General features: G+C 47.5%; 17 protein-coding genes and 1 pseudogene. 6 read left to right on the top strand and 12 right to left on the bottom strand.

Annotation, left to right across the window (positions count from 1 at the left end):
• Positions 1 to 25: 25 nt before the first annotated feature.
• Positions 26 to 1,609 carry a maltose/glucose-specific PTS transporter subunit IIBC gene (gene malX, locus ACX9GV_RS08715; protein ID WP_473197759.1) on the bottom strand — a complete coding sequence of 528 codons (1,584 nt, stop codon included), beginning with the start codon at positions 1,607 to 1,609 and terminating at the stop codon, positions 26 to 28.
• A 226-nt stretch (positions 1,610 to 1,835) separates the two neighbouring features.
• Here malX and ACX9GV_RS08710 point away from each other — a divergent pair, with 226 nt between their 5' ends.
• Complete coding sequence (locus tag ACX9GV_RS08710; protein ID WP_473198009.1) at positions 1,836 to 2,867, top strand: Mal regulon transcriptional regulator MalI; 1,032 nt, start codon at positions 1,836 to 1,838, stop codon at positions 2,865 to 2,867.
• 152 nt (positions 2,868 to 3,019) lie between these two features.
• On the opposite strand, the gene ACX9GV_RS08705 is transcribed toward ACX9GV_RS08710, so the two are convergent.
• On the bottom strand, positions 3,020 to 4,501 hold the full coding sequence (locus tag ACX9GV_RS08705; protein ID WP_473197758.1) for a YdgA family protein: 1,482 nt from the start codon (positions 4,499 to 4,501) through the stop codon (positions 3,020 to 3,022).
• Between the two features lie 154 nt (positions 4,502 to 4,655).
• Positions 4,656 to 5,834, bottom strand: coding sequence for a mannose-6-phosphate isomerase (manA, locus tag ACX9GV_RS08700; RefSeq protein WP_473197757.1), 1,179 nt, complete (start codon positions 5,832 to 5,834; stop codon positions 4,656 to 4,658).
• A gap of 285 nt (positions 5,835 to 6,119) precedes the next feature.
• On the opposite strand from manA, the gene ACX9GV_RS08695 reads away from it, so the two are divergent.
• Positions 6,120 to 6,821, top strand: coding sequence for a helix-turn-helix transcriptional regulator (locus tag ACX9GV_RS08695; RefSeq protein ID WP_473197756.1), 702 nt, complete (start codon positions 6,120 to 6,122; stop codon positions 6,819 to 6,821).
• A gap of 39 nt (positions 6,822 to 6,860) precedes the next feature.
• Here the strand turns inward: ACX9GV_RS08695 and tus are convergent, their stop codons facing one another.
• The 3 genes from tus to ACX9GV_RS08680 form a co-directional block, all read right to left on the bottom strand.
• Complete coding sequence (gene tus, locus ACX9GV_RS08690; RefSeq protein WP_473198008.1) at positions 6,861 to 7,778, bottom strand: DNA replication terminus site-binding protein; 918 nt, start codon at positions 7,776 to 7,778, stop codon at positions 6,861 to 6,863.
• A 198-nt stretch (positions 7,779 to 7,976) separates the two neighbouring features.
• Complete coding sequence (locus ACX9GV_RS08685; RefSeq protein WP_473197755.1) at positions 7,977 to 8,903, bottom strand: fumarylacetoacetate hydrolase family protein; 927 nt, start codon at positions 8,901 to 8,903, stop codon at positions 7,977 to 7,979.
• Between the two features lie 50 nt (positions 8,904 to 8,953).
• Positions 8,954 to 10,249 (bottom strand): MFS transporter, encoded by a 1,296-nt coding sequence (locus ACX9GV_RS08680; RefSeq protein ID WP_473197754.1) that lies wholly within the window; start codon positions 10,247 to 10,249, stop codon positions 8,954 to 8,956.
• A gap of 317 nt (positions 10,250 to 10,566) precedes the next feature.
• Here ACX9GV_RS08680 and mlc point away from each other — a divergent pair, with 317 nt between their 5' ends.
• Positions 10,567 to 11,784 (top strand): sugar metabolism global transcriptional regulator Mlc, encoded by a 1,218-nt coding sequence (gene mlc / locus ACX9GV_RS08675; protein ID WP_473197753.1) that lies wholly within the window; start codon positions 10,567 to 10,569, stop codon positions 11,782 to 11,784.
• A gap of 281 nt (positions 11,785 to 12,065) precedes the next feature.
• Here mlc and ACX9GV_RS08670 read toward each other — a convergent pair whose 3' ends face one another.
• Both ACX9GV_RS08670 and ACX9GV_RS08665 read right to left on the bottom strand, forming a co-directional pair.
• Positions 12,066 to 12,413, bottom strand: coding sequence for a YgiW/YdeI family stress tolerance OB fold protein (locus tag ACX9GV_RS08670; RefSeq protein WP_473197752.1), 348 nt, complete (start codon positions 12,411 to 12,413; stop codon positions 12,066 to 12,068).
• 186 nt (positions 12,414 to 12,599) lie between these two features.
• The gene (locus ACX9GV_RS08665; protein WP_473197751.1) at positions 12,600 to 13,358 is read right to left on the bottom strand and encodes a hypothetical protein; all 759 of its coding nucleotides are present in this window, start codon (positions 13,356 to 13,358) and stop codon (positions 12,600 to 12,602) included.
• A gap of 276 nt (positions 13,359 to 13,634) precedes the next feature.
• Between ACX9GV_RS08665 and bioD the strand changes: the two genes are divergently transcribed.
• Complete coding sequence (gene bioD, locus ACX9GV_RS08660) at positions 13,635 to 14,300, top strand: dethiobiotin synthase (protein ID WP_473197750.1); 666 nt, start codon at positions 13,635 to 13,637, stop codon at positions 14,298 to 14,300.
• A 3-nt stretch (positions 14,301 to 14,303) separates the two neighbouring features.
• On the opposite strand, the gene clcB is transcribed toward bioD, so the two are convergent.
• From clcB to ACX9GV_RS08640, 4 genes are all read right to left on the bottom strand, one after another.
• The gene (clcB, locus tag ACX9GV_RS08655; protein ID WP_473197749.1) at positions 14,304 to 15,584 is read right to left on the bottom strand and encodes a voltage-gated ClC-type chloride channel ClcB; all 1,281 of its coding nucleotides are present in this window, start codon (positions 15,582 to 15,584) and stop codon (positions 14,304 to 14,306) included.
• A 140-nt stretch (positions 15,585 to 15,724) separates the two neighbouring features.
• The gene (locus ACX9GV_RS08650) at positions 15,725 to 16,087 is read right to left on the bottom strand and encodes a DUF1283 family protein (RefSeq protein WP_473197748.1); all 363 of its coding nucleotides are present in this window, start codon (positions 16,085 to 16,087) and stop codon (positions 15,725 to 15,727) included.
• Positions 16,088 to 16,312: 225 nt separating this feature from the next.
• The gene (gene ydfG, locus ACX9GV_RS08645) at positions 16,313 to 17,062 is read right to left on the bottom strand and encodes a bifunctional NADP-dependent 3-hydroxy acid dehydrogenase/3-hydroxypropionate dehydrogenase YdfG (RefSeq protein WP_473197747.1); all 750 of its coding nucleotides are present in this window, start codon (positions 17,060 to 17,062) and stop codon (positions 16,313 to 16,315) included.
• Between the two features lie 109 nt (positions 17,063 to 17,171).
• Positions 17,172 to 17,708 (bottom strand): metal-dependent hydrolase, encoded by a 537-nt coding sequence (locus ACX9GV_RS08640; protein ID WP_473197746.1) that lies wholly within the window; start codon positions 17,706 to 17,708, stop codon positions 17,172 to 17,174.
• Between the two features lie 127 nt (positions 17,709 to 17,835).
• Here ACX9GV_RS08640 and ACX9GV_RS08635 point away from each other — a divergent pair.
• A pseudogene (locus ACX9GV_RS08635) lies at positions 17,836 to 18,153 on the top strand (cupin domain-containing protein).
• Positions 18,154 to 18,560: 407 nt separating this feature from the next.
• Positions 18,561 to 19,061 carry a nuclear transport factor 2 family protein gene (locus tag ACX9GV_RS08630; protein ID WP_473197745.1) on the top strand — a complete coding sequence of 167 codons (501 nt, stop codon included), beginning with the start codon at positions 18,561 to 18,563 and terminating at the stop codon, positions 19,059 to 19,061.
• Positions 19,062 to 19,134 lie beyond the last annotated feature (73 nt).

Here is a 19,134-nt window from a genome sequence, read left to right as displayed (position 1 = left end):
GCAGCAATGCTGCGCCTGAAAGAAATTATGCACTGGTCATCAAATAGTCTAATTCATCTTTCACGGATTGTACTTGTGGGCCGATCACCACTTGCAGATTGTGATCATTGAGATGAACCACACCAATGGCACGGTTGGCTTTGAGTAGCGCATCATCCACCTTGCTCATATCGTTAACCGACAAACGCAACCGGGTGATACAGTTGTCCAAGGAGATAATATTCTCTTTACCGCCGAGAGCCAGCAGGATAGCGGGCACATTATAACCGGACTTACCGACGCTGCCCGTTGATACCGTCTGTGGAGGACTGGTGTCATTATCACGGCCCGGTGTTTTAATATTAAAACGCTGGATGGCGAAGCGGAAAATCGCGTAGTACATAACGAACCAGATGGCGGCTACAACTGGCACCAGATACCACTTGGTTGCAGTACCATGCAGGATACCAAACACCACAAAGTCAATAATATTGCCGTCGGTATTACCAATAGTCACCCCGAGCAGCGCCATCACGGTGAAACCGAGGCCAGTCAACACTGCGTGGATCAAATAGAGGAATGGCGCAACAAACAGGAACAGGAATTCGATTGGCTCTGTGGTGCCACCCACGACACAAGCAACGACGCCGGAAATTAATAATCCTTTGATTTTATGACGGTTCTCAGGTTTTGCACAGTGATACATGGCTAAAGCCGCCCCTGGCAGTCCACCAAGGAAGGCTGGCATTTTACCTTGCGACAGGAAGCGAGTGGCGCTCTCGGCAAAGCCATGAGTGGTTGGACAAGAGAGTTGTGCCTGGAAAATGGTCAACGCGCCACTCACTTCACGGCCACAGACTTCCAGCGTTCCCCCCGCTTCGGTAAAGCGGATCAGTGCCACCAGAATATGGTGCAAGCCAAATGGCAGCAGTAGACGTTCGCCGGAGCCAAAGATCATCGGGCCAAACGCCCCCGCACTGTTGATCATATTCCCCAGCCCGTTGATTCCCATGGCAAACCATGGCCAAATCAACGGGATCGCCAGCCCACACAGGCCCAACACCACGGTGGTAACGATAGGCACAAACCGGGTACCACCGAAAAATGCCAGTGCATCAGGCAGGCGGATGGTATTAAAACGGTCATGCAACAGATAAACGATGACACCGACGATCACCGCCCCCAAGATCCCGGTATCGATGGATTGGATACCTAAAATATTCTGGATATTGTTGGCTTTCAGTATCAGTGGGTCAGTGGTCGGTAGAATCCCGGCGGTAGTCAGATAAAAGTTGGTGGCCAGGTTAAGCACGGCAAAACCAACAAAGCCAGAGAAGGCGGCAACGCCTTTGTTTTCACGCGCCATACCCAATGGAATGGCGATAGCAAACATCACCGGCAGGAAGCTAAAGGCAAAAGAACCGATTTTGCTCATCCAGGTGAACAGTAACTGGAACGCCGGATGGTTGAGCGCCGGGAGCAGGGTAATAACATCTCGGCTACTGAGGGAACTGCCGATCCCCAGCATGATGCCGCAGAACGAAAGTAGTGCGACGGGCAACATGAATGTCTTGCCCAGGCTCTGGAAGAACTCCCAAAGCGTAATTTTTTGTTTTTTGGGTGCGGGCATAACCGATAACTCCTGGCAAAAAAATACGCAACAATGTGCGTGCTCTATTAGGTAAAAAATAAGATAAAACGTTTTACCTACTAAAAATGCGCTAATAATCACAAATGTGAATCATCTTTTTGCTGCCTCAGCCGCAATACCAGTAAATCGTTTTACTGCGTAAAGAAATTCGGTATACCATTTGTGGTCAGCGAGAGAAGCACTCCGATATGGCTTGGCAGAGGCTATAACCATCAAAAAGATCACTATCACTGAAGTTGCCCAATTGGCTGGGGTATCCGTTACCACCGTTTCGTTAGTCCTGAGTGGTAAAGGGCGTATTTCACCGGCCACCATGATGCGTGTTAATCAGGCCATCGAGCAGCTTGGCTATGTCCGTAATCGTCAGGCAGCGACATTACGTGGCGGAGCGTCAGGCATAGTGGGGTTGATTCTGCGTGATATCAGTGAACCTTTTTATGCTGAGGTGACAGCAGGCTTGAGTGAGGTGCTGGAAGCTCATGGCAAGGTGCTGTTTCTGACGCAGAGTGGCCGAGATGGTAAGGGCTTAAGGCGCTGTTTTGATACGTTGCTGGAACAGGGTGTGGATGGGATGGTTTTGGCCGGCGGGCTGCGTTCTGTGAGCGGCTTGCAAGAAAAAGCGGCAGAGCAGGGGGTGCCACTGGTGTGCGCTGCACGGTCTAATGGCCTGGAAGGCGTAGATGTAGTGCGGCCAGATAATATGCAGGCGGCCAAAATGGCGACCGAGTTTTTGATCAAGCGCGGTCATAGCCAAATTGCCTATTTAGGTGGGAAGAGCGATTCTTTGACCCGGGCTGAACGCTTAGGCGGGTTCTGTGCCACGCTGGTGCAGTATGGTTTGCCATTTCGCACGGAGTGGATTGTGGAATGCGATTGCCATCAACGCATAGCGGCGCAAGCTGCCGAAAACCTATTAAGCCAGTACCCAAATATCAGTGCGCTGGTATGTCATAAGGCCTCTGTGGCATTGGGGGCTTATTTTGGTATTGTGCGCAGTGGCCGTCATATTGGTTCCGAAGGCCTAGACAGTTTTTATACTCAGCAGGTGGCATTGATTGGTTTTGGGGATGTCCCCGAAGCTGAGTTAACGGAACCGCCGCTGACGTTTATCTCTAACTCGGCGCGCGATGTCGGCCGCAGTGCTGCTAGCCGTTTGTTGCAACGCATTGATAACGATCAGTTACCACCACAAAGCGTGATATTGCAACCCACATTGATCAAACGCGGATCTGCTTGATCTACCTGCATATTGAGCGAGGCCCAAAAACCTTACAGCCAGCCGCGACAGTTGCATTGACGACAAAAACAGTTAAGGGCCCAATGTGGGCCCTTAATGTATTGTTATAGTGGTACCGGTGAATTATGCCGATCAGAATGTGGCGATCTAATTCACTCTAGCCCATCATTACCGCCAAACGCACCGAGCTGGCGAGAAAGGTCTTGCAGTGACATTTTGTTGCCATTGAGCTCAATCTGATTGTCGGCATAATTGAAGCTGCTGCTGATTACCCCATCTTTTTCCGTCGTCAGTTTGAACATCTGACCCATTGCCGACAAGCTTTGCACTTGCTGTTGTGCAAATTTCTGCGCGTCTTCAGCACTATAACCTTGCAGTTTTGCTGCCTGGGTAGTGGTTTCTATTGCCATTGCCATAGGGATGGAGAGGTTGGCTTCAATTTTCTTGAATGTACGGGCGAATTTTTGCTCTGGATCTTCTGTTGGTGTAGCAAACTGTGCCTGATCCTGGAAAGCAACATTCAAATTAAAGCTGCTTTCACCTTGACTGTTTTTCCAACTCAACGGGGCAATAGCGATGCTTGGGTTACCTTTCAGCAATAGTGGCAGATTCTTCAGTAGAATCGTTCTGGCTTCTTCCTGATAAGCCACTGGATCTATCTCTTGGCTATCTTTCAACAAAGCCATGGCTTGCTGATTGTATTGCTCAGAGAATTCTTTTAGGGCTTTAGCATCCAGATTATCAACTTTCAGTAACAACTTAGCAGAACCAAAGTCCATATCCTGAACTTTTATCCCATCCAACGTATAACTGAGTTGGCCTGCCAAATTTGAGCCTTGTTCATCAAATTTACTGCCCAGGTTGAAGCCTTCCACTGACATTAACGTTTTACCGTCAACGGCCACTGCAAACTGCTTGACGCCCATATTCTGGTTACCGAGAGTCATGCCAGATTGACCTTGATGAGTATCAACGTTGAGTGTAACGCCTTGTATGGTCACTTGTTCATTTTGCCCCAACGCACTGGGCCCGCTAATGGTGAGGTTGTCACTATTGGCATCCAGTTTCAGGGTTTTCATATCACGGCCCATATCCGCATTAATCTGTGCACCACTGAATTTCAGCAACACTTTATCTTTGGTGAACTCAAGAGGGATCACGTCAGCAACGGTGTTAATAGCACCACTATAGGAAACACGTGAATTAGCGCTAAACAGCGATTTACCCTTAGTGATCTCAAACAAAGGTTTCACTTTTGCGGTGTTTTCCAATTCGGTGTAAACCGAAGCCATGCTTGGCAGCAGGTGGAATCTTTTCAGTTGGCTCAGAGGGAAAGGGCCATGGTCAATAGTTTCGATAAATGCAATTTCATCACCGGGCTTCAATAACGCATTATCGCTGGTGCTATTAGTACGGAGAACATAGCGCATCTGGCTACTGAAAATACCGCGCTGATAGTTTTCAGCACTGAGCTTAAGACCCGCTTTCGGTAGGTAATCGTTCAATTGGTTATTGGCATTAGCGACCACTTCACCCATTCGTTGTTCAATTAGCTTACCGGTGTACCAAGAGGCCCCGGTCCATGCAGCGCCAAGAACCACAATGATACTGACTGCAACGACTGATTTTTTCATAGTTCCGTTTATCCTTTCTAAGGCCAACTAATACAAAAAATGGCTGGGCAAAATGAGTCTGTAGGCAATAAACACCTGAAGACAGTTATTGTGAAGCTAATTTAATCATCTTGGCAACTAATTTGCCTTGCGTAGTTGCCAAAGTTTAGCTGAATTATTGCAATGTATTATAAACACGGGCGATACGGCCGCTACCGGCGACGTTAACGGGTGATTCAAAGGCAGCAATATAACAGGATTCACCTGGCTGCAATATGATCTGTTGCCCCTGTTTTTCCAATGTAGCTTCGCCTTCCAGGCAGAACACTATAGCTGCACTTTGTTGCTCTAACGGTTGTGCCGTCGCCGTGAGGTGGTGTAATGAGAAGGCGAAGTCTTCAACCGGAACCGGGAATAATAACGCATCGCCATGGCTTTCAGCTTGCGTCAATAACGAGGAGGCAGCTTGTGGCCGGAACTGCAGGTTAGCCAATAACTCAGGGATATCGATAAATTTAGGCGTCAACCCGGCACGCAAAACGTTATCTGAGTTGGCCATCACCTCCAGCGCGACACCATTGAGGTAAGCATGTGGAGTTTCTGCATAAAGGAACATGGCTTCCCCTGGGGCCAGCTTAACTACATTGAGCAGCAATGGGGAGAACAAGCCGCTGTCATCTGGATAAAAACTGGCGATAAAGCGAATGGTGTCCCAAGGCTCACCTTGCTGGTTTTTCAGCGTACTATTTAGTACTGATAGTGCTTGTGCTTTTTGCTCGCCACTCATGGCTAGCAGACTGGCAAACAAAGTTGTCAGATGAGCAATATCCGGTTGTTGCAAAAATGATGCGATATCAGGATGTGCTGCGGCGAGGGGTTGCAGCAGGGAAGCAATATCATCCAGTTCACGAAAGCCATTCATCGCCAGGAATGGCGTCAAAGCAAACACCAGTTCTGGTTTGTGATTGGGATCTTTATAGTTGCGCTCAGCAGCATCAAGAGGGATGCCCGCCGCATTTTCTTTGGCGTAGCCTATTTCAGCGGCACGCTTGCTGGGGTGAACCTGGATCGACAGTGGTTGGTCGGCACATAGCACTTTAAACAGGAACGGTAATTCGCCAAATCGTTGGGCCACTTCGGTTCCCAACTGTTTAGCCGGGTCGCTATCAATCACTGCGCGTAACGAACAGAAATTTCCTGCGGAATCAGTAAGTTGAGAGCTGCTCTTCGGGTGTGCTCCCATCCACAATTCCGCCATGGGTTTACCCGAAGGGTTGGCAATGCCATACAAGCGAGTTAATGCATCAACACTACCCCAAGCATAGTTTTGGATTGCATTGGTCATTTTTTGCATGAGTGATACCTACTTTTAAAAAAATTGTGTTAAGTAAACAATGTGCTGTGGTTGTATTGCAAGTCGATATATTTAAAAAAGTCTATTACTCAATATGTCAATAAGAGTGATTCTTATTTAATGTTGTGCATTTTGACTAATTTTGTTGAGATAGATAGGGATCCATTTATCTAACTAGATAGATTTAAGTGACGATGTCACATTTGTCGTGTCATTAAGAACATATTTTTGACTGTAGGGGCGTTAGTTAATGCTATTCAACCAATACAAGGATGGAAGGAAGAGATGACACGAACTCAACGTCTGCTTGGCTTGATGCAGATTTTGCGCCGCCACCGTTATCCGGTGACTGGGCAGTGTTTGGCGCAGGAACTGGGAATCAGTATGCGTACCTTGTACCGTGATATTGCAACTTTACAACAGCAAGGGGCAGACATCACCGGGGAGGCGGGGGTTGGCTATATCTTGCGGCCAGGCTTTATGCTCCCGCCGCTGATGTTTTCCCAGCATGAAATTGAAGCGCTGGTATTGGGAATGCGTTGGGTAGAACAACGGGGGGATAGTCAACTTGCCTCTGCGGCGACGGATGCATTGGCCAAGATTGCCTCAGTATTATCTGTAGAGTTACGGGAAGAACTGAATGCCAATACCTTGTTGATAGGCCCTGTTTCTATTACTCATGTTGACGATGAGCTATTGATGTCAGTGCGTAAAGCGATTCACCAGGAGTGTAAAATTGCCGTGGTGTATTGCGATAGCAACGGTAACAGCAGTGAAAGAACGCTATGGCCCTTTGCTATAGGTTATTTCGAACAGGTAAGGATCCTGATGGCGTGGTGTGAACTGCGAGGTTCTCTGCGCCATTTTCGTTTTGACCGCATTAGCCGTATTGCACTGTCTTCGCAGCGTTATCCGCAAGGGCGTAGAGCCTTGATGAAGATATGGCGGGAACGCGAATGTAATGAGCATACTGCTGGCAAAAATTGACAGTGAAGCAGAGTAGCGTCTAAGGCGCTTAATTATCAGTTAATGGTCGGTATATAAATGCAAACGTTTGACCACAAGCCTGAGTGGCTCGGCATCCGGTTTGTATTTGTGTTTTACTGTTGCAGCATCGTAATTGGGCAACTCACCAATTTTGGGTGTTTTCTGCTGACAGAGTGCAATCAGCGGCAGTGGGCAGGGGTGTTGTACCTGTTTCTGCTGTTGCTGATACCAGACCCGTGCGATGGGTTGCACTTTCACCGGCCGTTTGATTTTTAATCTTGCCTGTTGTGGTAAGCGGCTAACATCATCGATTTCACGGCTCACTAATTCTGTCCATTGTTCACGGTTAAAGGGGGGAACGGCACGGCCTGCTTTTAAGCTTTTTTCCAATTGGGCAACGATATCATCACGCTTCACATTTTTGATGATGTTCTTATTGGCCCAACCAAAGCGCACTGAATCTGGGTCAGTGAGTAGGGTGATTGCCCGATAGGCGCTGAGGGTAATCAATCCGTGTAGCTGATCATGGACAAAGTCAAAACGTTGTTCTGGTGTCAGCCCAGACTCGACAGTAATAATCTGTTCGAGCTCGGCCTTTAACTGGTTAATCAATGCAATCTGCTGCCGTAACGCCACGCAACCGTTGTCATCAACAGCCAGGCAAATAACACCAGGTAGACGGACTGCTGCTTTGCTGCTGACAGTTGATTGATGATGATGGATAAACAACCGCTGATACTGCTGTAGAGCTAAATCGCGCGCCACCTGACCAACCTCTTGCACAACCTCGATTTTCTCTATGCTGTCATGCTCTTTGCCTTTCTCGATCTGCGGTAGGGTAAATACGCGAGCTGCTAACAAGGGTAATGACTGAATTTGTTGGCTCAGTTCGATTAACGCTTGTTCCAGCGTATTAAAACAACCGTTCATACGGCCTATTAGTGTATATTTATTCATCATTAACGTATTTTAGTTACAACATACACTGTAAGATAACACAATCAAGGCGCTAACACTGGCTATTGTGACCTCATGTAAATAATACCTGGTCCAAGCTGAGTAGGGGAAAAAAGGAGGGATTGAGCGAACGGTATCCCGATATCTTTACCGGTTAAGCCCCATTCACTCAACCTGCTATTTATGAAAGCCTGATGTTCATGAAAACCTAATGTTTAGCTCACCAAGCCCCTCGATGGAGGAGGTCACCTTATCCCCTGATTTGAGCCAGCGCCGTTGTTCACGCGGTACTTTCTGCCCCCAAATCACCCCAGGCGGCGTTCCGGTGAATAGAATATCCCCCGGTTCGATAGTCATAATGCTCGTCACGTAATGGATGAGTTGCTGGCAATTGAAAATCATCTCCTCAGTGCTGCTGTCTTGGCGTAATTCACCATTCATCCAGGTCTTCAACCGTAGTGCATTGGGGTTGGGAACTAAATTTCGGCTGACCAGCCACGGCCCGATAGGGGCAAAACCATCCGATGTTTTTCCGGCGGTAAACTGCGAGGTGATATTCTGCAACCCGCGAGCACTAATATCATTACCTACGGCATACCCCGCCAGCACGGATAAAGCATCGGCTTCCGCTACCTGATGACAGCGCTTGGCAAAAACCAGCACCAGTTCAGTTTCGTAGTCAAACTCATGGTCAATATGTGTTGGGAGGGGCACCACGCCTTGGTTACTGTTCAACGCGTTGGCAAATTTGCTAAACAGTGGCGGGGCTTTGGGCACCGGAGCACCAATTTCCGCCGCATGAGAGCGATAGTTGAACCCCACGCAGATGATCTTGCCTGGACGAGTCACCAGTGGGGCGAAATCAACCTCGGTCACTTCAATTGCCGCATGATCAGCAGAGGATCGAATACGCTCGACAATCGCCCTGACATCCGCCGCACGCTGGTTCTGCAGTAAATCGTCCATATCTGATGGTACAGGCAGGCCAAATATCGCTCCAGCTTGGGTTATGTTGACGATTTTACCGTCAATTTCTGCCCCGACAGCGAATCCACCGTTACACCTAAGATTGGTGAGACGAAGACCAAGCTCACTAACATCAGAAGATCTATTTACACAATCCATATCTACACCTGAAAGATAAGCCCCCATAACCCTAAGGCCAGCGGGAGGGGTTAAATACGCGCAGCTTCCGGCAGTTTGTTCAGATAATAGGCAACCAGTATGCTGAGGAATAACATCAGACTGATAAAAGCGACCACGCCTAACCAGCCAAAACTGTGCCAGAATACACCGCCCAGGGTACCGGCAATACTTGAGCCAACGTAAAAACTGAATAAATATAGCGACGAGGCTTGTCCTTTGGCTCGACGCGCTCTACGACCAATCCAGCTACTCGCCACCGAATGAGCAGCGAAAAAGCCAGCGGTAAACAGCAGCATGCCGATAAATACCAGTACAATGGGGGAGAAGGCGGTAATGATTACGCCCATCAGCATAATCAAAATAGACGCTAGCAACACCGGTCCGCGCCCAAAGCGAGAGGTTAATGCTCCTGCCTTAGGTGAACTGTATGAGCCAATAAGGTAAACCACCGACAAAAAGCCAACCACGGCCTGGCTGAGATGGTAAGGATCATCCAGCAGGCGATAACCAATATAGTTAAACAGGGTTACAAAGCTCCCCATCAACAAAAAACCGGCAGCAAACAGCAGTGGCAACCCTTGGTCATGTAAGTGCAATTTAAAATTAACCAGTAGGGTACGGGGTCGTAACGATGTCGCGCGGAAATGTTTGGAAGCCGGCAGAATACGCCAGAACAGTGTTGCTAACACCAGGGCGGTAAGCCCAATCACCGCCAGTGCGATGCGCCAGGAGAAAAAGTCGCTAAGTACCCCGGTAATCAACCGTCCGCTCATACCCCCAATAGAGTTACCGCTGATAAACAATCCCATGGAAAAGGCGACAACCCCAGGATGGATCTCTTCGCTCAAGTAGGTCATGCCTACCGCCGCCACCCCGCTTAATGAAAGCCCAATCAGTGCTCGCATCAATAAAATACCGTGCCAACTGGTCATAAAAGTGCAGATTAAGGTGAAGATAGCGGCCAGAAACAGGGCTATCACCATGACCGATTTACGGCCAATCGCATCCGATAACGGCCCGGTAAACAGCAGGCCAACAGCTAACAAGCCTGTAGACAATGAGAGAGAAAGGCTACTTTCCGCTGGGGTAACCCCAAAATCTTGCGAGAGCACCGGCAGGATAGGTTGCACGCAATACAGTAACGCAAAGGTTGCCAGACCCGCAGAGAACAGCGCCAAGGTGACGAGCATAAACTGTGGCGTTCCCCGTTCAATATAAGGCAGTTTATTCGGTGTTGAACATTTACTGTCAGACACTGTTACTACGTTGTCACTTTCAGGTGGCGTTAACGGCAAACTAGCCGCAGCACGCGGAGGGGTAATCACAGTATTTCCTTACCGAGTTCGGTGATCATTCGGGTGGCAAGATATCGCTTTACTCGGTCGCCACACGACCTGCAACTTGAACTAATTCGGGTATAAAAAAACAGATTCTGATTTACAAAATAGTATTGAATAGGCCGTTTTTTGTCTAATCAAATTGATCCCTGCGCGTAAGTGAAATTTTTTTGCCGTGATAACATGCAATTTGTGCTGTTAATCACATAACGAATCAAGGAGTAATAGTTGACGCTGTATACCAAAAGCCCCACCATAGCCCTTAGTCTTTATTTAGAAGCGCGAAAAATAGCGGGGGCAGGTTTGTGATTATGGATGGGCAACCTGGACATATTGATCAAATCAAACAAATAAATGCTGGCGCCGTTTATCGGTTGATCGATCAACGGGGGGCGATTTCGCGAATCGAGTTGTCCAAGTTGGCACAGCTTGCACCTGCCAGTATTACCAAGATTGTACGTGAGTTGCTGGAAGCTCACCTGGTCAAAGAGACCGAATATCAGGAAGTAGGGAGTCGTGGCCGCCCGGCTATCGGATTAGTGCTAGATACCGACGCTTGGCATTATCTTTCTGTGCGTATCAGCCTCGGCACTATTACCTTAGCGTTGCGCGATCTCAGTAGCAAAATGGTGGTGGAGGAGTTGTTGCCACTGAAAGCTGAGCAATCGGAATCGCTACTGCAACATATTGTCGACGAAATCGACAGCTTCTTTATTCGTCACCAAAATAAACTCGAACGTTTAACCGCCATCGCCATTACGCTTCCCGGTATGATTGATGCCGCTGCCGGGGTGGTTCATCGTATGCCATTTTATCAAGTCAATGAGATGGCATTGGGGCCCGCACTTGAAAAGCGCACCGGCCTGCCGGTTTATCTGCAACATGATATTTGTGCTTGGACCATGGCAGAGGCGTTGTTCGGGGCCTCTCGTGGTACCCAGAACGTCATTCAGGTGGTGATTGACCATAACGTGGGTGCTGGAGTGATCACCAACGGGCGAGTGTTGCATGCCGGTAGCCGTAGTGTGGTAGAGATTGGGCATACGCAGGTTGATCCTTACGGTAAACGTTGTTACTGCGGTAACCATGGTTGCCTGGAAACCGTAGCCAGTATCGATAATATGCTGGAAATTGCTCAACAGCGCTTGGCAGGGGCCCATTCATCAATACTTCAAGGTGTGGAACTCACGGTAGAATCGCTGTGCGATGCAGCGCTAGCGGGTGATCAATTGGCCAAGGATATTATTCTGGGTGTAGGGCATAGTGTTGGGCGTATCGTGGCAATTATGGTCAATTTATTTAACCCAGAAAAGATTCTGGTTGGCTCACCGTTAAACCGCGCGGCTGAGATTCTCTATCCTGCTATCATCTCCTGCATCCGCCAACAATCTTTACCCGCTTATAGTGAACATTTGAAGGTTGAATCCACGCTGTTTTTCAACCAGGGCACCATGCCTGGAGCCGCACTGGTGAAAGAGGCGCTATATAATGGTTCATTACTGGTCAAATTATTACAAGGGTAATATTCCATCACTTTGCCAATTGCAGAGGGGCAAATCCCGCTCACTTTCTGTCAACCATTATAATCAGCTGTTATCAAATGCCTTTATCTCTGCAACAGAAAGGGAAAGCACTAGCAGGAATTAAGGACAATAATGGGGCCACCAAGTTGTTGGTTTGATGATCTTGTTTTTATGAGCCACGCTTTGGAAGGATTAAAAACAAAGGGTCGGGAAGTTTACGGGAAGGCCAATGTTTAGTGCAGGTTTTTGTCACATTGGCCCTTAATCCACTCAGGCGGTTTCTAGTTGACCACATCCAGTGATTTAACCCACAAATAACGTCCTGCAGCGCCAGTATCAACTTCACCCATCAACCGAACTCGGGTTTGTGGGCTTACGTCACGACCGCGCCAAACGGAACTTTCTATCTCGACGCGCAAAGTTCCAGAATCATCGCGGAAAGTAAAATAGTCCTCACGTTGGTGTGCAACAATATAACCAGTCAGAGTAATATAACTTCCTACCCGTGCACTCATGGCTTGCTGTACAGTACTGGTTTGGCCAGTTACGCTAGGCCCTGTGAAATTGGCTGAAGCATTAACCGCAAAAAGAGTACCTGATAACATAATGATAGATAAAACTTTCTTCATATTGTGTTCCTCTTTGCATTTTTGTAGAGCCTTAAGTATTGATGATGTCAAGCTATTGTCAAATTGGCAAAGAAAGCGCCGGTTGAGTCTCAAAAATTTCACTGTAATGACTAATTGGCATTGTAACGGGTTTAAGTCAGGGTAAAAATTCCCGGCGGCTCCAGTGTCACTGTGTATTAGCGCCTCTTACTTTTCCTCTAATAAATCACTATCCCCAATTTTACAAATCAGCGTATCTGGGAATTTTTTGCCGAATTTAACAGTCAAATTCAGATGTTCACTATCTTTTTCTATTTTCTGTTCAGGCTGCATACAATCAATGGTACGAGACTTCAATATACTCCAACCACCATCACGTTCTGGTCGTTTACGCAGGCTGGATAATGTCACATCAAGGGAAAAATCATCAGCAAGCGGCCACTCTTTTAATGGCCCGAGCTGGTAGGAAAATTGCTCAATAGAGCGACTGTCAGTCAAGTAACCATAAGCACGTTCTAGAATTGTCAGCGGCTGATTATATTTAATATTGATGTTATTTACGCCTCTGGATACCTGCCCAGTAAAAACCGCCTCATATAACGGATATTCTCGAGTATCGCTATCGCGTAATTTCCATACATTCTTTTTATCAAGCGTAACCGTCGCAGGCTGCAGCGTTCCATTCACCCTTGCGCTAACCGGCGTATTTGCAGGCATCACAAAAACAAATGCAACATCAGCTTGAATATCAGAAGTGATCTCGTAAACAGCCTGAACCTGACAGTTTTCGTAATCACAATCAATATTTAACTTTTCTCTTTTTACCGTGAATTTGTTGCTCTGCGGCGAACTCAGAGAAAACGAAGGGGGTTGCCAGATTAAATGGGGGGCTCGCATATTCGCTGGCGATAGAGCAGGGAATAACATTATTGCTGTTGTCAGGAGAATAGACAGATTTAATCTCATGTTCATTCGTTGCAGTCTCTGGCTGATGACAAATATAAAATCACAGGATGATATCATTTTTGAGTGCACCCATTTATGTATGATAACTAATCATTAGCATGATTATTTTTGTTTCTCGCAACAACATTATCAAAATTTATTATTGCTTACCGCTAAAAGATTGAGCTATCTCAAGCCCCTGTTGATTGGTATCCCCTAGACTTTTCTCAGTGAGTTACTTTCTCCGTAATTCGCAGAGGTCATTTCATTAACGTGGCATATCAGGGCAATCTATTCATGTTAAAGCGTTTATTTGTTACAGGCACGGATACCGACGTAGGTAAGACTGTAGTTTCTCGTGCTTTACTGCAGGCATTCGCCGCACAGGGCCGTTCTGCTGCGGGGTATAAACCCATTGCTGCAAGTTGCCAGGAAACCAGCGAAGGCTTTCAGAATAGAGACGCTTTGGTTCTACAGGCATCTTCCACCATGCCATTGTCCTATAATGAAATTAACCCCATTACCTGTATTGATGAGGTGTTTCACACACCGACAACCCAAGATATTGACTATGGCGTGATGAGCCGTGGCCTACAGCATTTATCCAGCAAGGCTGATGTTGTCGTGGTCGAAGGGACCGGGGGATGGCGTGTGTTGATGAGCGATCTACGCCCGTATGCCGAATGGGTGGTGCAGGAACAGTTGCCAGTTATTCTGGTCGTGGGAATTAAACTAGGTTGTGTCAGCCATGCCTTGCTTACTGCACAATCAATTATTAACGATGGCTTGCCTTTATTAGGTTGGGTGGCTAACCGTATCAACCCGGGTTTAGCCCACTATGCTGATACCATTGATGCTTTGCAAAAACGTATTCCGGCCCCATTACTGGGTGAGATCCCTTATCTTCCCCGTACCGAACAGCGTGAATTGGCGCAATATCTGGATATTTCCCGCCTAAAGTAAACGCTACGCATTATGGTAAACCGATTGTGGCCGTAATCCGCGAGCAATGGTTGTGGCAATAACACAAGCTAACAGCAGACCGGGCAACAGGGTATATTCACCGGTCATCTCAAATACCATCAAGGCAGCCATAATGGGGGCATGAGTGGTGGCAGCCAGTAGCGTTGCCATCCCCGTCAAGGCCATCAGAATCGGTACTGCCATGCCGAGTTCCGGCCAGTTGGCGCAAAACTGACCGACCAGCGACCCTAAAGCGGCACCGACAAACAGCGTTGGCGTAAATACCCCCCCTGGTGCGCCAGAACCGCTACTGGCAAGCACCGCCAATAACTTGCAAACCAGCAGACCGCCAAGCAGCAAAATACCCGGCGGTGCGGAGAGCAATGATTGCACTACGCTATAACCATTTCCCCACACTTCGGGATACAGCAAGGACAGCAACCCGACAATTAAGCCACCTAATGCCAGTTGTAATGGGGGTTTGAGGTTAAGTGAACGAAATGCTCGCCCGCTGGCCGCCATCCCCCATAAAAAAAGTGGGCCACAGATACCTGCCAATATTCCTAGTAGGGCCATCAGCAGGTATTGTTCTGGCCATGGCGCGCTCAGTGGCGTGACGATATACAGCGGTGTTTGCCCCCCATTAAGCAGATTTGTCATCAACAGTGCAGTCACGGCAGCAATAATCACCGGGCCAAGGGACGCTAACATTAATGAACCAAACAAGATCTCAGCGATAAACAGGCTACCGGCCAATGGGGCGTGGTAGGCACTGGCCATACCGGCCGCTGCGGAGCAAGCAACCCACAACTTCCACTCTCGGGCATGAGTAAAGCGCTGGGCAAATACCGACCCCACCAGGGCGGCCAGCAGGATCATCGCCCCTTCGCGGCCAATGGCGCTACCACTGGAGACCACCAGTAGTGAAGCAAGACTCTTCACCAGGCTGGCGCCCACATCTAGCCGACCATCACCAGTTTCAATGGCTTCCATATAGTCGGTGGGCGCGACTGGCCGTTGGTGTTGATAATGTTGGTAAGCCCAAAGTAATAAACCGGCCACCAGGCCACCCAACATGGGTGTCAAAGCTCTGCGCCATCCTGGCAGTGTAGCGGCCGCCGCGACCAAGCTACCATTGGCATGATCGAGAAATAGCCATTCAAGCATCAGCATGGCTTGGTGAAAAAGCCATACCGCCAATGCTGCTGAAATACCAAGAAAAATAGCAATAAGCAAACGACGCAATAAGGCACGATAGCGACGTAGATGTACCCATCGTTTCATAGGTTGGTAAAGATGAGAATCACTGAGTCGTTGGGCATGATGTTTGCCTGTCCAGTTGGAAGTCAGTCAATCATAAATAGAGCAGGGCACAGCATGCTGTGCCACCGATTACAGATGCATCGTTTAACGTTATGGTCGAATTATTGTGTGACCTGACGGCCAGTGGTACGATCCAGACATTTACGGGTTGATGGTTCCCAATAAGCATTAACGTTATAGCTGTTATCACAGCGTTCTTCATCGTCAATGGCACGGTCAACCTTATCAAACTCCTTTTCAACGCGAGTATTAACCTTGTTACGCAGAGAACGGGTGGCATCCCATTGCTCTTTGCTTTGGCGAGCTTGCTCATTGCTCATTGCATTACTACCGTTGACCGTAACGCAGGTCCCCCCCTGAGTACAGGTGTCGGCAAACACTGGGGCTTGCCAGACGCCTGCCAACATAACCATGGTGACTGGCAACATCCCGCGCATCAGTCGTTGAATAAAAATGGGTTTCATCGTTTTATCCTTATTAGTGAGTGTTGCATCCCTCAGTAAAACAACACAGGCTGCTGCAATGGCTAAATATATCATTCTGTTCTTGCATTACACCAGCCTGTAAAGGCAGCTTGGGGCGAGAAAATGAGATGGAAGTGGGCTTATGTGGGGGGAAACCCCTCGCGGCAGAGCATCGGCCCTGCCACGGGGAAAACATTAACGAAGAAACATTAACTAGGTAAAACATCAAGCACTGCGGTGAATGCTTAACCCGGCAAAGGACTGGCTGACCGGCATCATTTCAAGGGTATTAATGTTAACGCGAGCAGGCAATGTCGCTACCCAGAATACCGCTTCGGCAATATCTTCTGGTGTCAGGCTATCGACCCCCGCATACGTTTTTTCTGCCCGGTTATCATCGCCTTTGAAGCGGACATTAGAGAATTCTGTGCCGCCTACCATGCCGGGTTCAATATCGGTGACACGAATATGTGTTCCATGCAGATCAGCACGTAGCCCCAGGCTGAATTGCTTCACAAACGCCTTGGTAGCCCCATAAACATTACCACCGGCATACGGCCAGTTGGCGGCGGTGGAGCCAATATTAATCACATGACCCACATTGCGCTCGACCATGGCTGGCAATAAGGCCCGAGTGATATTGACCAACCCTTTGGTATTGGTATCGATCATGGTTTCCCAATCATCAATATTGGCCTTATGGGCAGGCTCCAGGCCTAATGCCAAGCCTGCATTATTCACTAATACATCCACATCACGCAGTGCGGCTGGCAATTCAGCAATAACTTGTTGAATGGCAGCACGATTGCGAACATCCAAGCGGACAATATACAGCGCATCCCCTAACTCTGCCTGTAATGCTTCCAAGCGATCAATTCTACGCCCAGTGGCAATCACTTGGTGACCTTCACCGACAAACTTACGGGCGATCGCTTCACCAAAACCGGAGGTAGCACCGGTGACAAAAATAATCATATTACTGTCCTCAACTGTTTTTACTTTACCGGCTACTCTAGCGCGATGGCGTTATACTCACAAATTGAATTGCCAATAGCGCAAGAGCTATAGCTGCTATTGTCTATTTTTACTGGCTATTGCTCCGGTATTTACGCGCGATGATCATGGCAGCCATAAGGATTACGCCAGGCAACCATACCCAGAGCAATTCTGAAACAATCACCGCATGCCCGCTGGGAGTGAGATATTTGTGCAGTTCGAAAGGAGCAACACGGATCACTTGCCAAGGTGCAAAAAAGCGTTCGCTACTCCAAGGCCATAACCAACCAACCCCTTTACCCCCGGTGGTGACTGAATCCAATAGACTATGCGACAGTAACGAGATAAACAGGAATAACCAGGTTTTGATGGGAGCCACTTTAAACCAACGGTAAAACAGCAGTGCCAAGGTAGGCATGAGTACCGCAAACAGCAGTGAATGGGTAAAACCCCGATGCCCGAAAGCATTGCCATAAGCTACACCAAATTTAAACGCCACCACATCGGCATCCGGCAGCATGGAAAACGCAATACCCGCCAGTAACAGGCGAGGGGGGATAACTTTCTGACCGAGGCCCAAACCAAGACACAAGGGCACCGCAGCATGGGTAATGATTGTGGGCATAATTATCTTGCGTGATTTCAGTTGGTAACGGTGGCACATGATATTTTACAGAACAGAGTGCGACAACACTAAAAATCGATGAATATATTGAATATCCATTTCAACAAACTGAAAAGAAGTAATACTTATGAATTCAAAAGTGTTCTCCAGTAAACAGTTTAGTTCCGATAGAGCGTGGGGAGCCCTCGATATTGCCAATTTCGAGGGTACTACAGTCCGTCTTCACTGGACGGATGCACCTTACAAATGGCATGTCAACGATGGGCAGTAGGTCTTTGCTGTTATGGAGGGTTCTGTCGAGATGCATTACAAAGAGCAAGGTGAGCTGAAAAAGGCTCTCCTTAATGCCGGGGATATATTTTATGCCGGAATAGGGTGCGAGCATATTGCTTATCCGCAAGGTGAAGCCCGTATCCTGGTTATTGAGAAAGAAGGATCAGTTTAAAACCATCTGATAAATATAAGGATGTTATTTATATTTATCAGATGGTTATTTTAGATGCAGAGGTACCTGCCTTGGTTTTATCGTCCAAGGCAGGTGGTCTGTACTAAATAATACGCCTTAGCGTTTGGTCGCTGCCAACTCAATGATCAGCTCTTTCTTAGTTAAGGGAACTAGTGGGATGGCTAATGGGCCAAAGAGCAAAAAAGTTTAAAGCCCTTTAATACATCATGGTCCATCAGCATATAATCTCTATTGCCATCCATATACTTCAACAAAACCGACTATTTCATTTTTTCTGAAAGACTGGTGCAAATAGTTAGTGTTCTTTAATGATGATAACTGATGTATGCTTATTTAATACAATAAATCACTTTGTTAAATATAAACATTTTAACCAGGATAATACCATGAAGAAAATCAAATTATTTGCTTTATTATCTACTGTTACTCTAGTCTCCTTCAGTAGTCAGGCTGATAATGTCACTGCAAGAGCCTCTACCCTTGACAGCGCTGAGGCACAGATTGCCGCTCCCCAAGCGGCTCAACAAGAAACTATCAAACTTGATTCGATTTTACAGGCAATTGACAGCATGGATCCTACGCAATTTGCCAAATTATTAACTGACAATTCAAAGTTTAAATTCGGTAATTTTCCAGAAGCAGTTGGAAAAGAAGCGATTGCAAAATCTCAGACTGACTTTTATAGCAGCATTAAAGGGTTAAAACATGAAGTTGTTCACTCTTGGCATGATAAATCAAGTATTGTTGCTGAAATGAATGTCACTTATACCCGTCATGATGGTAGCACCATCACATTACCAGTGACCGATGTATTTAAAATAAAAGATAATAAAGTGGCTGGCACATATATCTATATGGACATTGCTCCGCTTTATGCCCCTAAGTAACCTGAACTTCAGATATTTCCTTTGTATTAGGGTAATCTTTTCCTCATCGGGTTTGCAGTGATGACGGATAGCC

Source organism: Serratia sp. 25CWL12 (assembly GCF_055790885.1).
Note: the sequence above shows the minus strand (reverse complement) of the source record. Positions and strands in the feature narration are given on the sequence as shown.

Coding starts and splice junctions, on each gene's coding strand:
- ACX9GV_RS08670 (WP_473197752.1), bottom strand. CDS start 12,413: ATGAAGAAAGTTTTATCTATCATTATGTTATCAGGTACTCTTTTTGCG.
- ACX9GV_RS08695 (WP_473197756.1), top strand. CDS start 6,120: ATGACACGAACTCAACGTCTGCTTGGCTTGATGCAGATTTTGCGCCGC.
- bioD (WP_473197750.1), top strand. CDS start 13,635: ATGTTAAAGCGTTTATTTGTTACAGGCACGGATACCGACGTAGGTAAG.
- ACX9GV_RS08705 (WP_473197758.1), bottom strand. CDS start 4,501: ATGAAAAAATCAGTCGTTGCAGTCAGTATCATTGTGGTTCTTGGCGCT.
- manA (WP_473197757.1), bottom strand. CDS start 5,834: ATGCAAAAAATGACCAATGCAATCCAAAACTATGCTTGGGGTAGTGTT.
- ACX9GV_RS08650 (WP_473197748.1), bottom strand. CDS start 16,087: ATGAAACCCATTTTTATTCAACGACTGATGCGCGGGATGTTGCCAGTC.
- clcB (WP_473197749.1), bottom strand. CDS start 15,584: ATGAAACGATGGGTACATCTACGTCGCTATCGTGCCTTATTGCGTCGT.
- malX (WP_473197759.1), bottom strand. CDS start 1,609: ATGCCCGCACCCAAAAAACAAAAAATTACGCTTTGGGAGTTCTTCCAG.
- ACX9GV_RS08685 (WP_473197755.1), bottom strand. CDS start 8,903: ATGGATTGTGTAAATAGATCTTCTGATGTTAGTGAGCTTGGTCTTCGT.
- tus (WP_473198008.1), bottom strand. CDS start 7,778: ATGAATAAATATACACTAATAGGCCGTATGAACGGTTGTTTTAATACG.
- ydfG (WP_473197747.1), bottom strand. CDS start 17,062: ATGATTATTTTTGTCACCGGTGCTACCTCCGGTTTTGGTGAAGCGATC.
- ACX9GV_RS08630 (WP_473197745.1), top strand. CDS start 18,561: ATGAAGAAAATCAAATTATTTGCTTTATTATCTACTGTTACTCTAGTC.
- ACX9GV_RS08640 (WP_473197746.1), bottom strand. CDS start 17,708: ATGCCCACAATCATTACCCATGCTGCGGTGCCCTTGTGTCTTGGTTTG.
- ACX9GV_RS08665 (WP_473197751.1), bottom strand. CDS start 13,358: ATGAGATTAAATCTGTCTATTCTCCTGACAACAGCAATAATGTTATTC.